The sequence below is a fragment of the Brachybacterium horti genome (genome assembly GCF_054777615.1).
Window position 1 is genome coordinate 1049918 of record NZ_BAAHAM010000001.1, and the last position, 14774, is coordinate 1064691.

A 14774-nucleotide genomic window follows, 5' to 3' on the forward strand; every position below is an offset into this window, starting at 1 on the left:
GCGTAGGCTCGTCCCATGAGCGATCGCCGCACGTACATGCTGGTCGACGGGGAGAACATCGACGCCACCCTGGGGGTGTCGGTGCTGAACCGCCGGCCCCAGCCCGATGAGCGGCCCCGCTGGAACAAGCTCCTCGAGCACGCCGAGTCCGCCTGGCAGCAGCCGGTGACCGGCCTGTTCTTCCTGGCCGTGGGCGACACGCTGCCGCTCGGCTTCGTGCAGGCGCTCATCGCGATCGGCTACCGCACCGTCCCGCTGCGCGGCGAGGGCAAGGTCGTGGACATCGCGATCCAGCGCACCGCCGAGGCCCTCGCGGAGCGCGAGGCGGATGTCCTGCTCGTCAGCCACGACAAGGACTTCGTGCCGCAGATGGAGGCGCTGGCCGCCGATCCGGAGCGCCGCACGGGGATCGTCGGCTTCCAGGAGTTCATGGCCGCGGATCTCCGCAACATCCCGGGGATCGAGTTCTTCGACCTCGAGCACGACGTCCACGCCTTCACCTCGAAGCTGCCGCGCGTGCGGATCATCGAGATCGACGAGTTCGACCCGCTCGAGTTCATCCTCTGACGCTGACGCGGTGCCGCGGGGCCCGTCGCCGGCGGGCCGCGCGGTCGCCACGTGCCGCTCCCTCCGTCTTTACCCAGGGGTAACCCTGGGCTGCTGGGCTGGGGGTCATGGCGCATCCCCCCGTCCCCGCCCCCTCCTCCACGCTGCGCCGGCGCACGCTGCTCGCCGGCTCCGCCCTCACCCTCGCCGGCACCGCCGCCGCGACCCTCCCCGCCCAGCGGGCCTTCGCCGAGGACGCCGGGCTCGACCCCACCGGCACCACCCTCGCCGGCCGCGCCGTTCCCGAGGCCGGGCCCGAGGGGTCCTACCGCCGCCTCACCGCCGGGGACCCCTCCCCCTTCCTCGTGCGGGAGGACGCGCTCGAGAACCCTCCGCGGAAGGCCCGCACCGACACCCGCGTCCCGCTCGCCGCCCTCGTCCAGTTCACCGACCAGCACCTGCTCGACGCCCAGTCCCCCATGCGCTTCGAGTACCTCCACGACGTGACCGGGTCCGCCTTCCGCCCGCAGGAGTCGCTCACCACCCAGGGCTCCGTCTCCCTCGTCGAGCGCGTGAACGCCCTGGGGAAGGGCCCGCACACGCGCCGCCCCCTCGACTGCGTCGTCACCACCGGGGACAACACCGACAACCACGAGACCGTCGAGCTCGACTGGTTCCTCACCGTCATGGACGGCGGCGAGATCACCGCGAGCACCGGGGCCGACGGGACCTGGGAGGGCGTGCAGACCAGCGGCGACCGGAACTACTGGAACCCCGCCGGCGGCGTGGACGACCGCTACGAGCAGGCCGGCTTCGCCCCGATCCCCGACCTCCTGGACCGCGCCACGGCGAGCCACCGCAGCCCGGGCCTCGACGTGCCCTGGTTCAGCGTGTTCGGCAACCACGACGACTCCGTCTCCGGCACGCTGCCGTCGGACTGGGGCTTCCTCGCGGAGATCTACACCGGCTCGTGGAAGTTCACGGGCTTCACCTCCGACGCCGCGAATCGCCAGCTCGAGTCCCGTGTGCGCACCGCCGCGACCTCCTCGATCGAGGGCACGCGCACCCCGGAGATCACCGCGAGCGCCGATCCGCGCCACGACCACGAGGTCACGCCGGACGAGCGCCGCGCCCCGTTCACGATCGAGGAGTACCTGCGCGCGCACCTCGACTCGGTGCCCCGGGTGGGCGCGCCGGGCCACGGGTACACCGAGCAGAACGTCGCCGAGCGCACCGGCTACTACACCTTCGAGATCGCCGAGGGCGTGGTCGGCATCGCGCTGGACTCGACGAACCGGGCCGGCTTCACCGAGGGGTCGCTGGGCCACACCCAGTACCGCTGGCTCGAGCGGGTGCTCACCGAGGGCTCGAGCCGCTCCTACGACGCGCTCGGGCGGCTCGTGACCCGGCAGGCGGAGGACACCTACTTCCTCGTGTTCAGCCACCACACGCCGGACACGATGAACAACCTCCTGCTCGCGCCGGGCGAGCCCGAGCTGCGGCACGCCGGCTGGGACGTGGCGAACCTGCTGGGCCGCTTCCCGAACGTGCTCGCCTGGGTCAACGGGCACACGCACACCAACGCCGTCGAGCTGCGCGGGCACGACGTGCCCGAGCGGCGCTACTGGACGGTCAACACCGCCTCGCACGTGGACTTCCCGCAGCAGGCGCGGGTGATCGAGGTGGTCGACAACCGCGACGGGACCCTGTCCCTGCTCTCGACGATCATCGAGTCCGCGGCGCCGTACCAGGGCGACTCCCTCGCGACGCTCTACCGGGAGCTGTCCTTCAACGACCTCCACGCGGACCTCTCCCAGGAGGGCGAGGCCCAGGACCGGAACGTGGAGCTCCTGCTCACCGCGCCCGGCCGCTGAGCAGGGCCGTCCCGGGTGCGTCCGGCGAGCGGGCGGACGTCCCTGCCGCCCGCGTCGACGCTGCGGCCCCCGACGGGGCGTGTGGCGAGCGCGAGCGCACTCCGGTGCGCGGGCCTCAGCGCAGGGTCGCGGGCACCGGGTCCTCGCCCGTGCGGGAGGCCTCCTGCGCAGGGGTCCCCACGGGGCCGCCGTCGGCCGGCGTCCCGTCGGCGGGCTCCTCGAGGACGGCCTCGCCGCGGGCCACGAGCCCGGCCTCGTGGGAGAGCGGGACCTGCTTGAGGGTGATCGCGAGCAGCACGGCCGCGGCGAGGAAGGGCAGCACGTACCAGAACACCGGGGAGAGGGCCTCGGCGTAGGCGTCGACGATCGCGTCCCGCATCGTCTGCGGGAGCTCCGCGAGGGTCGAGGGGTCGATCGAGGAGGCCGCGGAGGAGGCCTGGTCGGCGCTCGCCCCGCTCCCGCTGAACACGGCGACGAGGCGCTCGGTGAGGCGGCTGGCGAAGACGGTGCCGAAGACCGCCGTGCCGAGGGTCGCGCCGACCTCGCGGAAGTAGTTCGTGGTGCTGGTCGCGGTGCCGACGACGGTCGCGCTGACGGCGTTCTGGGCGACGAGGACGATGTTCTGCATGACCAGGCCGAGGCCGGCGCCGAAGACCATGAGGTAGGCGATGATCACCCAGATCGGGGTCTGCGCGGTCATGGTGGTGAACAGCAGCACCGCGCCGATCATGACGAGCACGCCGGCGGCACTGATGATCCGGTAGCGCCCGGTGCGGGAGACGTAGGCGCCGGAGGCGATCGAGGTCGCCATCATGCCGGCCATCATCGGGATCATGAGCAGCCCGGACTCCGCGGCGGAGGTGCCCGAGGCCATCTGCAGGAAGGTGGGCATGAAGCCGAGCACGGAGAACATGCCGATGCCGAGGGCGAGGCCGATCGCGGTGGACTGCACGAACAGCCGGTTGCGGAAGAGCGAGAGCGGGATGATCGGGTCCTCGGCGCGGGACTCGATGAGCACGAACGCCGCGGCGGCGAGGAGGAAGAGCGCGCCGAGGCCCCAGGTGAGCGGCGAGTCCCAGCCGTGGGCGTCGTCCCCGCCGAGGTCGGCGAAGAGGATGAGGCTCGCGGTCGCGGCGGAGAGCGCGACGACGCCGGGGACGTCGATGCGGTGGGTGGCGCGCTTGCTGGGCAGCTGCAGGGCGAACACGCCGACGAAGAACGCGGCGATGCCGACGGGGATGTTGATGTAGAAGGCCCAGTGCCAGGTCAGGTGGTCGACGAAGTAGCCGCCGAGGAGCGGGCCGGCGATCGCGGAGACGCCGAAGGCGGCGCCGAGCACGCCCATGTACTTGCCGCGCTGGTCAGCCGGGGTGACGTCGGCGATGATCGCCTGGGAGAGGATCATGAGCCCGCCGCCGCCGAGGCCCTGCAGGCCGCGGAAGATCACGAAGGCCCAGAAGGTGCTCGAGAGCGCGGCGCCGAGCGAGGCGAGCGTGAACAGGGCGATCGCGATGAGGAAGAGGTGGCGGCGACCGAGGACGTCGCCGAACTTGCCGTAGATCGGCATGACGATCGTCGAGGCGAGCAGGTAGGAGGTGGTGATCCACATCTGGTGCTCGACGCCGCCCAGCTGGCCGACGATCGTGGGCATGGCGGTGGAGACGATGGTCTGGTCGAGGCTCGAGAGGAACATCGCCGCGAGCAGCGCGGCGAAGATCGTCCAGACCCTGCGACGGGTCAGCACCATCGGTGCGGCTGTGGTGGTCATGGGGTGCCTTTCATCGACTCACGCTCAGAACTGCAGTGACTGCAACTCAGAACTGTAGCGACTGCCACTAGGAGCGTCCAGAGAGGTGTGGCGCGCCGTACTGTGGCCCCATGAGCGAGAAGTCCGCCCCTGTGGCGAGGAGTCGCGGCGAGCGCACGGCCGACGCCATCGAGAAGGCCGCCCTGGAGCTCGTCGCCGAGCACGGCTACGCCGACGTCACCGTCGCGATGATCAGCGAGGCCGCCGGCATCAGCCAGCGCACCTTCTTCAACCACTACCCCACCAAGGAGGACGCGCTCCTGGGCCGGCACATGCCCCGGATCGACCAGAGCGCCGCCCGCCGCTTCATCGTGGGCACGGGGCCGGTGCTGCTCGACGCGGTCGGCATCGTCACACCGCCGCCGATGGACCTCCCCTTCTCCCTCGAGGAGCGGATGCGGGTGGTCACCTCGCACCCCGATCTCCTCGTGGCCCAGATGCGGCGGGTCCTCGCCCTCGAGGAGGAGCTCGGCGAGATCATCCAGCTCCGCGTGCGCACCGAGCACCCCGACCTCCCCGAGGAGGAGCTCGAGCCGACGGCGGAGATGATCACGAGCCTCATCGCGGGGATGATCCGCTCCCTCGGCCATCTCGCCCATCAGGTGACGGATTCGGCGCCCGAGGGCGCGGAGCGCAGCTACGACGACGTGCTCGACCGCGCCCGCGCTCTGCTGACGACGATCCTGCACGTCGGCCCGGCCTGAGCCGGGCCCCCGGGGACGGTCCTCAGCGAGGACCGTCCGAGGCGGCGAGCATCCGCACGAAGGCCGTGAGCGCCGGCCGGCCCGCGTCCTCGTGCACGACCGCGCCGATCGTGCGGCGCGCCATCGGCGAGTCGATCCGCAGCTCACGGACCTCGTCGGAGACCGTCGGCATCGGCGGCATGATGCTCACCCCGAGCCGCGCCGAGACCAGGCCGCGCACCGTGTAGTAGTCCTCGGTCGTCATCCCGATCCTCGGGGTCCGGCCGACGGAGGCGAACATGGCGTGGACGAGCCCGTGCACGTCGAAGTCCGCGGAGAGCATGATGAGCTCCTCGTCGGCGAGCTCCTCGACCGCGACCGGTGCGCTCCGCTGCAGCGGGTGGCCCGCCGGCACGAGCGCGACGAGCGGCTCCGCGGCCATCTCGATGGTGGTGGTGCGCGGCATCCGCGGCGGCGAGGAGAGCAGGGCCATGTCGATCCTCCCCTCCTCGAGCAGGGTGAGGCCGCGACGGCGGGAGCCCTGCACGAGCTCGAAATCCACCTCCGGGTAGGAGGCGCGGAAGCGTGCGATGAGCGGCGGGACCACGCGCAGGCCCAGCAGCGACTGCACCGCCACCCGCAGCGTGTCCCGGCCGATCACCTGCTGCCCCTGCACCTCGCGCAGGCCCGCGTCGAGCTGCTGCAGTCCGGCCTGCGCGTAGGGCAGGAGGTGCCGCCCCGCCTCGGTCAGCTCCATCCCGCGGCCCCGGCGCTCGAACAGGCGCACCCCGAGGGCCGCCTCGAGACGGCCCAGCGTGCGGGAGACCATCGACTGCGGCTGGCCGAGCTCCGCGGCGGCGAGCGTGACCTGTCCGGCCTCCGCGACGGCGCAGAACACGGGGAGGTCCCGCAGCACACGGCCGCGGTCCGCGCCCTCGAGACCCTCGGCCGCCTCGTGACGGGCGCGGCCGGATGCGTCGCCCTGCTGCTCCATCGGCCCTCCTCCTCCGCCCGTGACGTCTGCTCGCTCACTCCGCGGGCGCGTCGGCCGGCCCGCACGGGATCGTCGTCGCCGGTCACACGATCCTATGCCGGTATCGCTATGCCGAGCATCGCTCCATGACCTTTGTGCGGGGGCGCGACGGCTCCTAGCGTGAGCGGCGATCTCCCGAGGAGCGCCTCCCGCACATGTCGACCACCCCCACCCTCCCCACCCCCGTCCTCCGGCCGTCGGACCTCACCGACGACGCCCCCGCCGTCGCACCGCCCGTCGCACCGGCGCCGACGCCCGCCCCGTGGACCGGCCACGACCGCGGCTCCGCGGCCTACCGCCGGATCCTGCTCGCGCTGCTGTGCGCGGGCATCGCGACCTTCGCCCAGCTCTACTCCCCGCAGGGGGTGCTGCCGATCCTCGCCGCGGACATGGGGGTCGACGCCTCTCGCGCGAGCCTCACCGTCTCCGCGGCGACCCTGGGCCTCGCCGCCTCCGTGCTGCCGTGGTCGCTCGTCGCGGACAGGATCGGCCGGGTCTCCGCCATGCGCGTGAGCCTCGTCGCCGCGACCGCGCTGGGCCTGCTCATGCCGTGGATCCCCTGGTTCGGCACGCTCATGGTGGTGCGGGTCCTCGAGGGCGCGGCCCTCGGCGGGATCCCCGCGATCGCCGTCGTCTATCTCGGCGAGGAGATCGACCGCCGGCACGCCGCGATCGCGGCCGGCACCTATGTCTCCGGCACGACGATCGGCGGGCTGCTGGGTCGCCTCGTCGCTGGCCCCGTCGCGGACCTCACCGACTGGCGCGTGGGCACCTTCGCCGTCGCCCTCATGGCCTCCGCCGCGGCGCTCGTCTTCTTCACGATCACCCCGCCGCCGCGCGGCTTCTCCCCGCACCCGGTCTCCGTGCGGCACGTGGTCGCCGCCGTCGGCCGTCACCTGCGCACGCCACGCCTGCTCGTGCTCTACGCGCAGGGCTTCCTGCTCATGGGGGCCTTCGTCGCGGTCTACAACTACCTGGGCTTCCGCCTCGAGGGCGCCCCGTACGCGATGCCCTCGAGCCTCACGAGCCTGCTGTTCATCGCCTACCTCTCCGGCACAGCGTCCTCGCGGATCGCGGGCGGCCTCGTCGCCCGGCACGGCCGTCGGCGGGTGCTGCTCACGTCGATGGGGATCATGCTCGCCGGCGCGCTGCTCACCCTCGCGCAGCCGCTCGTGCTCGTGGTGACGGGGCTCGTGGTCATGACCGCCGGGCTGTTCGGCGCGCACGCGATCGCCTCGGGCTGGGCCGGCGTGCAGGCCACGCAGGATCGCGCCCAGGCGACGAGCCTCTACAACCTCTGGTATTACGTGGGCTCGAGCGTGTTCGGCTTCGTGGGCGGCATGTTCTTCGTGGCGGGCGGCTGGCCGGCGCTCATCGGCATGGTCGCCGCGCTCATCGCGATCGCGGGCGGCTTCGCCCTCCTCGCCGCCCGCGAGCGGGAGTGACCGCCGGCCTTCGGGCCGGTGCACCTCGACCGCCGCAGCGACCGGCGTGACGCGCCCCGGACACGAAGAAGCCCCTGCGCCGGCTCTCACCGACCAGGGGCTCTTCCATGCGTGCGCGAGGGGGGACTCGAACCCCCACGCCCTTTCGAGCACACGGACCTGAACCGTGCGCGTCTACCAATTCCGCCACTCGCGCATGTCTCCGACACCAGGTACGTACACACCAACGCCGAAGGTCCTCCCAGGGTACCCCGCGTTCACCGGGGGACCCAATCCGTCCGAGGGAGTGTTGCGGACGACACGTTCCCGTGCGGTCACCCCGCCGGCCGGGGCGTCGGGGCACGTCAGCGCAGGCCGTCGCGCCGCGCCTCGACGGCGTCCTTCGCCTCCTTGAGCCCGGCACCGGTCGCGGTGCGGTACTCCTTGATCGCGGCGATGAGCTGGTCCTGCGCGATCAGCTCGTCCACCCGCGGCGGGAAGGCCGGGCGCAGCTGGGCCCGCAGCTCCTCGAGCTCCGCGGGTCCCACGTCGGAGCGGTCGGCCAGACGCTCCACGAGCCCGCGCAGGCCGCGCACCTCCTCCTCGAGCCGCGCGATGTGGGCCTGCTGGGCCTGGAGCTGCTTCGAGGATCCGAACATGCCCCAACACTAGCGACCGGGACGCCGGGACCGGCCGCGACGTCCGTCCGAGCCGGTCCCGACGGACGTCCGCGACAGCGACGTCAGCGCATCGACTCGGCCTCGTCGAAGGCCTCCTCGATCGCGGCCGTGTCGAGACGGCGCCGCACGACGATGAAGTAGAGGAGCGTCGCGAGCAGCACGGCGGGCACGCCGACGGCCGCGGCGATCTGCATGCTCTCGCGCACGAACACCGTGGAGAGAACGGTGAGCAGGCCGACCATGCCCACGACCGCCGTGACGACGCCGCCGGGCACCCGGAAGGTCGCGCCCTCGACGCCGCGACGCCGGTAGGCGACGAAGGTCGCGAGGATCAGGAACCACACGAGCAGCACCGCGAACACGACGAGGCTCATCATGTAGCCGAACACGCCGCCGACCCCGGAGAACGCGAGGATCGCGGCGGCGAGCAGGCCCACGGAGCTCGCGACGATGCCCACGTAGGGCACGTGACGGCGCGTGGTGCGCGCGAAGACGCGCGGGGCGAGGCCGTCGGAGGCGAGGGAGTGGAGCATGCGGCTGCCGGCGTAGAGGTTCGCGTTCGCCGCGGAGAGCGCGGCGACGAGCACCAGGAGGTTCGTGATGCTCGCGGCGCCGGGCACGCCGATCCTGTCGAAGACCATCACGAACGGGGAGGTCGCGACGTCCTCGCCGGTGCCGGCGGCCTCCTGCCACGGCACGAGGCTCACGACGATGCCGATGCACAGCACGTAGAAGAACGCGAGGCGCACGATGGTGGTGCGCGCTGCGGTGCGGATCGAGCGGGCCGGGTCCTTCGCCTCGGCGGCGGTGATCGAGAGCAGCTCGATCCCGCCGAAGGAGAACATGACGACCGAGAGCGCGATCCAGACGGCGCCCCAGCCGTTGGGGGCGAAGCCCCCGTCGGACGTGAGGAGGGAGAGCCCGGGGGCGCTCTCCCCGGGCATGCCGAACAGCACGAGGAACAGGCCGATGAGGATGAAGACGAGGACGGCGACGACCTTGATCGAGCTCAGCGCGAACTCGATGACGCCGAAGGAGCCGACGGTCGCGAGGTTGATGCCCACGATCACGACGGCGAAGAGCAGGATCCCCGCCCAGATCGGCACGACCGGGAACCAGTAGGCGAGGTAGGCGGCGCAGGCGACGAGCTCCGCGCCGGTCACGGCGACCGTGACGATCCAGTACAGCCAGCGGCTGAGGTAGCCCCAGAACGGGGAGAGGTAGCGGGCGGCGAGGGTGCCGAAGCCGCCGCGCACGGGGTGGCGGGAGGCCATCTCGCCCATCGCGAGCGCGATCGTCGCGGCGATGAGGGAGCCCACGGCGAAGGCGACGATGACGGCGGGGCCGGCGTAGCCGATCGCCTCGCCGGAGCCCAGGAACAGGCCGGTGCCGAGGGCGGAGCCCATGGCGATCATCGCCATCTGGCCGTGGCCGAGGGACCTCGCGAGGGTGTGCCCGGCGGCCGGTGAGGAGCCGGCGTCCGGGTGGGAGGGGGCGGGGGAAGGGGTGTTCACCCTGCCCGACCCTAGTCGGCGAGAGCGGTCGTCGCAGGGACCGGCGCTCCGTCCTCCCCGCGCGGCACCGGCTGGCCGCATGCGCTGCGCCTCCGCTTCTCCGAGCGGGCCGCCCCCTCCCCGGGACGATGGTCCGATTCCGTTCCAGGTCGGCGTCGGATCTGGAACGGAATCGGACCATTTCCGGGAGGCGGGGCCGGGGGCAGGAGGCCGGCGCGCGGGCCGGGGCGGGGCTGGAGCGCGGGGCAGGAGCCCGGGGCACTCCCCGCACGCGACGACGCCCGCCCACCGGAACGGTGGACGGGGCGTCGAGCGCAGGGTGCGAGAGCCTTGGATCAGGCCTTCACGGACCCCTTGGCGGCGACGACCTGGATGACCAGGTTCGCGAAGACGTCGTCATGCAGACGCACGGTCGCCTTGTGCTCGCCCAGCGCCTTGATGGGGGCGGGGAACTCGACCGTGCGACGGTCGATGTCCTTGTCGAACACGGCCTTGACGCCGTCGGCGATCTCCTTGGAGGAGACGGCGCCGAAGAGGCGGCCGTTCTCGCCGGCGCGCTCGGAGACGACGACCGGCTTCGACTCGAGCGTCGCCTTGAGCGCCTGGGCGTCCTCGAGGTTCGTGATCGAGCGCTTGCCGCGGGCGGCGCGGATCTGGTCGAGCTGACGCTGACCGCCGTTGGTCCACGGGGTCGCGAGACCGCGGGGCTGCAGGTAGTTGCGGGCGTAGCCGTCCTTGACCTCGACGACGTCGCCGGCGGCACCGAGGCCGGAGACCTCGTGCGTGAGGATGAGCTTGGTGGTCATGTGAATGCCTTCCTTGCTCAGCGACCGGAGGTCGAGTAGGGCAGGAGCGCGATCTCGCGGGCGTTCTTCACGGCCTTCGCGATCTTGCGCTGCTCCTGCACGGACACGCCCGTCACCCGGCGCGCGCGGATCTTGCCGCGGTCGGAGATGAACTTGCGCAGCAGCGCCGCGTCCTTGTAGTCCACGGTCTCGAGACCCGCAGCCTTCAGCGGGTTCAGCTTCTTCTTCGGCTTACGAAGAACAGGCTTGGCCATCGTGGTGCTCCTTCTTTCTGTGGAGCCCGGGCATGCACCCGGGATGGAATGGATGAGTGTCGATCCTGGTCAGCGGGCTCCGGTGAGCCCTCTGCGGATCAGAAGGGAGGGTCGTCGTACCCGCCCTGGTTGCCGCCGGCCCACGGGTCCTGGTCGGCGCCGCCCTGAGGAGCGTTGCCGTAGCCACCCTGCTGGCCGCCGTTGTAGCCGCCCTGACCGCCGCCCTGCTGGCCGTAGCCACCCTGGCCGCCGCCGTTGAAGCCGCCGCCCTGCTGACCACCGCCGCCGTTGAAGCCGCGACCGCCGCCGCCTCCGCCGCGCTGCACCTTGGTGGGCTTGGCGGTGGCGTAGCGGAGCGACGGGCCGACCTCGTCGACCTGGAGCTCCACGGACGTGCGGTTGTTGCCCTCACGGTCGGTGTAGGAGCGCTGCTGGAGACGGCCCTGCACGACGACGCGCGTGCCCTTCTCCAGCGACTCCGCCACGTTCTCGGCGGCATCGCGCCAGACCGAGCAGCGCAGGAACAGCGCCTCGCCGTCCTTCCACTCGTTCGCCTGACGGTCGAAGGTGCGGGGGGTGGACGCGACGGTGAACGACGCCACGGCCGCTCCGGAGTTGGTGAAACGCAGCTCCGGGTCGGCGGTGAGGTTGCCGATCACCGTGATGACGGTGTCATTCGCCATGGGTGCTCCTCTGCTCCGAGTTCGGTGGGGTCAGTGGTGTCACTGGGAGACGGCCCGGGGGCCGCTGGTCGCCCGTCGGCGCGAGCCGGGGGCGATCGGGAGGGACGAGCCGCCGCGGTGCGGGGGCGCGTCCCGGGGGATCACTTGGCGTCGGCCCGCATGAGCTTCGTGCGCAGCACGGACTCGTTGAGCCCCAGCTGACGATCGAGCTCCTGCGCGGTGGCGGGGGTCGAGGTGAAGGTGAGGACGATGTAAATGCCCTCGGACTTCTTGTCGATCTCGTAGGCGAACTTCCGCTTGCCCCAGACGTCGACGTTGTCGATGGTGCCGCCCTCGGTGGGGACGACCTGGACCAGCTTCTCGAAGGTCCCGCTGACGGTCCGCTCATCGACGGACGGGTCGAGGATCACGACCATTTCGTAAGCGCGCATGTTTCGGTACCCACCTCCTGTGGTCTCAACGGCCACGGTCTCTCCGTGGCAGGAGGGTTCATGCCATCCGCGCAGCCGCCGGCGGCGCATGTCACGGACCGTGCAACCCTACCGGTCCCGGGCGGTGGGGAGAAGAGCGGGGCGGGAGCTGCGCGGGGGATCACAGCCGGGGCCGACGACGACGCGGCCCGCCCGTCCCGGAGGACGAGCGGGCCGCGTCGTGGACCGGGGCCCGGGGATCAGTCCCCGCCGCCCGATCCCTAGCCGTTGCCGGTGCTCGAGCCCTTGCTCGTGCCCTTCCCGGTGCCCTGGCCGGTGGTCGTGCCCCGGGCCTCGTCGTCGCCCTCGGAGTCGGTGGTGGTCTCCTCCGCGGGCTTCTTCGTCGTCGTCGACTTCTCCGCCGGCGTCGTCGACTTCTCCGTGGTGGGCTCCTCCTCCGCGGGCTCCTCCGTGGTGGGCTCCTCGGTGGTGGGCTCCTCCGTCGTCGGCTCCTCCGTGGTGGGCTCCTCGGTGGTGGGCTCCTCCGTCGTCGGCTCCTCCGTGGTGGGCTCCTCCGTGGTCGGCGCCTCGGTGGTGGGGGCCTTCGTCGTCGGGGCCTGGGTCCGGGTCGACTTGCGGGTCGTCGTGGTGCTCGCGACGGCCTTCTGGTTGTCCAGCCGCACGGCCTCGGGGAAGTCCTCGAAGTCCTGGCCCTCGAGGGAGCGGGACATGATCGAGCCCCAGATCTCCGTGGGGTACGAGCCGCCGGTGATGTTCGAGTAGTCGCCCCACGGGGTGAGCGGGTCCTCGCCGCCGTCCGCGTTCGGCTGGAACATGCCCACGCCGGTCACGAGCTGCGGGGTGAAGCCCACGAACCATGCGGAGCGGAAGGACTCCGAGGTGCCGGTCTTCCCGGCCACGGGGCGGCCGTCCATGATGTCGACGAGCGCCTTCGCGGAGCCCGTGCTGGGCGGGCCCTGGAGGGCGACGGTGGCGTTGGTGGCCACGCCCTCGTCGAGCACGCGCTTGGCGGTGTCCTTGTGCTCGTACTCCTTGGAGCCGTCGGCGTTGGTCATCGTCTCGACGATGTACGCGGAGTGGTAGATGCCGCCGGAGGCGATCGTCGCATAGGCCTCCGCCATCTCGCGGACGGTCGGCGAGGCGCTGCCGAGCACGTTCGAGGCGTAGTCGTCCAGGCCCGGCGTGGTCTCCGGGAGGCCCAGCTCGATCGCGGCCTCCTTGGTCTTCGTGGGGCCCATCTCGACGTTCAGCTCGGCGAAGGCCGTGTTGATCGAGTTCGTGGTCGCCTGCGCGAGGCTCACGGTGCCGTAGTCGACCTTGTTGAAGTTGTTCACGGTCCAGCCGGGGAAGGACTTCGGCGAGTTGCCGTCCCAGGTCGAGTAGAGCGAGTAGCCGTCCTGGAGGGCCGCGACGAGCGTGAAGGTCTTGAAGATCGATCCGGCCTGCATGCGCGACTGGGTCGCGTCGTTGATGGACTGCTTCACGTAGTCCTCGCCGCCGTACATGCCGCGGATCGCGCCGCTGGACGGGTCCAGCGTCATCGTGCCCACGCGGTTGTTCTCAGGGCGGTCGCCGAGGTCCTCGATCGACTGGACGGTGTTGTCCTGGACGCTCTTGTCCACCGTGGAGACGATCTTGAAGCCGCCGGTGTTGAGCTCGTCCTGCGTGTAGCCCTGGTTGATGAGCTCGGTGCGCACCTGGTCCAGGAGGTAGCCGTTGGTGCCGCCGAGGCTGTTCTGCTTCTTGGGCTCGACGGTCTTCGGGAACTCGAGGGCGTCGGCCTGCTGGGCCGTGAGCACCCCGGTGTCGTTGACCTCGCGCTCGATCACGCGCGCCCACAGCGACTGCGCCTTCTCCTCGTTGACCGCGGGGTCGTAGGACGAGGGGCCGGGGATCACGGCGACCAGCAGCGCGGCCTCGGACTCGTCCATCTCGGAGGCGGGCTTGCCGAAGTAGGCCTGGGAGGCCTCCTCGATGCCGTACGCGCCGCGACCGAAGTAGATGGTGTTGAGGTAGCGGGAGAGGATCTCGTCCTTGGGGAGCTCCTGGTCGATCTTGATCGCCATGAACATCTCCTTGACCTTGCCCACGTAGCTCGTGTTGGTCCCGGTGTAGTACCGCTCCACGTACTGCTGCGTGATGGTCGAGCCGCCCTGGCGGGCACCGCCGGAGAGGTTGTTGACCAGGGCTCGGAGAATGCCCTTGGGCGAGATGCCGCGGTTCTCGTAGAAGGTCGCGTCCTCGCTCGCGACGACGGCGTCCTTGACGGTCTGCGGGATCTCGTCGTTCGCGATCGGGGTGCGGTTGATGTCGCTGAACTTGCCCATCTCCGTCTCGCCGTCGGAGAAGTAGACGCGGGAGGACTGGGCGAGGGCGAAGTCGGAGGGCTCGGGGACCTCGGTGGTCTTGTACAGCCAGACGGTGCCGGCGAGGCCCAGCAGCACGATCAGCGCGAAGGCGCCGGCGAGCAGGCGGAAGGACGGAAGCCAGCGCCAGAAGCCCTTCTTCCCGGCCCGCGGGTAGTTCAGGAAGTTCGTCGCGGCGACCTTGCCGCGGCCCTTCCCGCGCCCGCTGCGCGCCGGTGCGGCGTGGCGGGACGCCGCCGAGCGGCTGCCTGCCCCCGCCGCGGCCGCACCGCCCGCGGCGGCGCCGGCCTTCTTCGGCGTGCGGCTCGTGCCCTTGCTCGCGGAGGCCGCGGCGCCCTGCGCCGGCTTCTTCGCGTCGGAGGCCCCGGAGGCGCGACGTACACCTGCGGCGCGACGATTGCCGGCCGACGGGTTCGTGCGGCGCGACGAGCCGCGGGACGAGCGTCCGGAATCGCTCATGGCTGCTGCTCCTGGTCTGAAGGGGTCGGGGACGCGACTGCCGACGGGCAGGCGACCTCACAGTATGAGCATCCCACCCCCGCCGACGGGAAGCCCCGGCGGCGAAGCACACACGGTGTGCACGTCTGCCGGGCGGTCCCTCACATCCTCCTCACACGGAGGCGGGGAGGCATCCAGCGTCCGTGCGGCGCGTGTCACCACCGGCGCGCGCCGA

At 71.6% G+C, this 14774-nt stretch carries 13 protein-coding genes and 1 tRNA gene; 4 read left to right on the forward strand and 10 right to left on the reverse strand.

The annotated features are described in order from the left end of the window. The first annotated feature begins 15 nt into the window (after positions 1-15). Together ACYVAP_RS04815 and ACYVAP_RS04820 are read left to right on the forward strand one after the other, a co-directional pair. Positions 16-567 carry an NYN domain-containing protein gene (locus tag ACYVAP_RS04815; protein ID WP_498859785.1) on the forward strand — a complete coding sequence of 184 codons (552 nt, stop codon included), beginning with the start codon at positions 16-18 and terminating at the stop codon, positions 565-567. Positions 568-674: 107 nt separating this feature from the next. After that, positions 675-2420 (forward strand): metallophosphoesterase family protein, encoded by a 1746-nt coding sequence (locus ACYVAP_RS04820; RefSeq protein WP_498859786.1) that lies wholly within the window; start codon positions 675-677, stop codon positions 2418-2420. Positions 2421-2535: 115 nt separating this feature from the next. On the opposite strand, the gene ACYVAP_RS04825 is transcribed toward ACYVAP_RS04820, so the two are convergent. Continuing rightward, the gene (locus ACYVAP_RS04825; RefSeq protein WP_498859787.1) at positions 2536-4188 is read right to left on the reverse strand and encodes an MDR family MFS transporter; all 1653 of its coding nucleotides are present in this window, start codon (positions 4186-4188) and stop codon (positions 2536-2538) included. 110 nt (positions 4189-4298) lie between these two features. Between ACYVAP_RS04825 and ACYVAP_RS04830 the strand changes: the two genes are divergently transcribed. Beyond that, complete coding sequence (locus ACYVAP_RS04830) at positions 4299-4931, forward strand: TetR/AcrR family transcriptional regulator (RefSeq protein WP_264451897.1); 633 nt, start codon at positions 4299-4301, stop codon at positions 4929-4931. 22 nt (positions 4932-4953) lie between these two features. Here ACYVAP_RS04830 and ACYVAP_RS04835 read toward each other — a convergent pair whose 3' ends face one another. Continuing rightward, on the reverse strand, positions 4954-5904 hold the full coding sequence (locus tag ACYVAP_RS04835; protein ID WP_264451898.1) for a LysR family transcriptional regulator: 951 nt from the start codon (positions 5902-5904) through the stop codon (positions 4954-4956). Positions 5905-6098: 194 nt separating this feature from the next. On the opposite strand from ACYVAP_RS04835, the gene ACYVAP_RS04840 reads away from it, so the two are divergent. Further along, positions 6099-7388, forward strand: coding sequence for an MFS transporter (locus tag ACYVAP_RS04840; protein WP_498859788.1), 1290 nt, complete (start codon positions 6099-6101; stop codon positions 7386-7388). Positions 7389-7500: 112 nt separating this feature from the next. Here ACYVAP_RS04840 and ACYVAP_RS04845 read toward each other — a convergent pair. From ACYVAP_RS04845 to ACYVAP_RS04880, 8 genes are all read right to left on the reverse strand, one after another. Then, positions 7501-7584 (reverse strand) — tRNA-Leu (locus ACYVAP_RS04845). 148 nt (positions 7585-7732) lie between these two features. After that, positions 7733-8026 (reverse strand): ribosomal protein L7/L12, encoded by a 294-nt coding sequence (locus ACYVAP_RS04850; RefSeq protein ID WP_498859789.1) that lies wholly within the window; start codon positions 8024-8026, stop codon positions 7733-7735. 83 nt (positions 8027-8109) lie between these two features. Further along, positions 8110-9468 carry an amino acid permease gene (locus ACYVAP_RS04855; RefSeq protein ID WP_498859854.1) on the reverse strand — a complete coding sequence of 453 codons (1359 nt, stop codon included), beginning with the start codon at positions 9466-9468 and terminating at the stop codon, positions 8110-8112. 428 nt (positions 9469-9896) lie between these two features. Then, positions 9897-10367: a 50S ribosomal protein L9 gene (rplI, locus tag ACYVAP_RS04860; protein ID WP_264450800.1), complete on the reverse strand. Its 471-nt coding sequence runs from the start codon at positions 10365-10367 to the stop codon at positions 9897-9899. A 17-nt stretch (positions 10368-10384) separates the two neighbouring features. Then, positions 10385-10621 (reverse strand): 30S ribosomal protein S18, encoded by a 237-nt coding sequence (rpsR, locus tag ACYVAP_RS04865; protein ID WP_137769400.1) that lies wholly within the window; start codon positions 10619-10621, stop codon positions 10385-10387. A 98-nt stretch (positions 10622-10719) separates the two neighbouring features. Continuing rightward, complete coding sequence (locus ACYVAP_RS04870) at positions 10720-11304, reverse strand: single-stranded DNA-binding protein (protein ID WP_137769399.1); 585 nt, start codon at positions 11302-11304, stop codon at positions 10720-10722. A gap of 140 nt (positions 11305-11444) precedes the next feature. After that, a complete protein-coding gene (gene rpsF / locus ACYVAP_RS04875; protein ID WP_137769398.1) occupies positions 11445-11735 on the reverse strand; it encodes a 30S ribosomal protein S6 in 291 nt (96 codons plus the stop codon). Positions 11736-11995: 260 nt separating this feature from the next. Further along, entirely contained in the window at positions 11996-14560 is a 2565-nt protein-coding gene (locus ACYVAP_RS04880; RefSeq protein WP_498859790.1) for a transglycosylase domain-containing protein, read from the reverse strand. Positions 14561-14774: the final 214 nt, after the last annotated feature.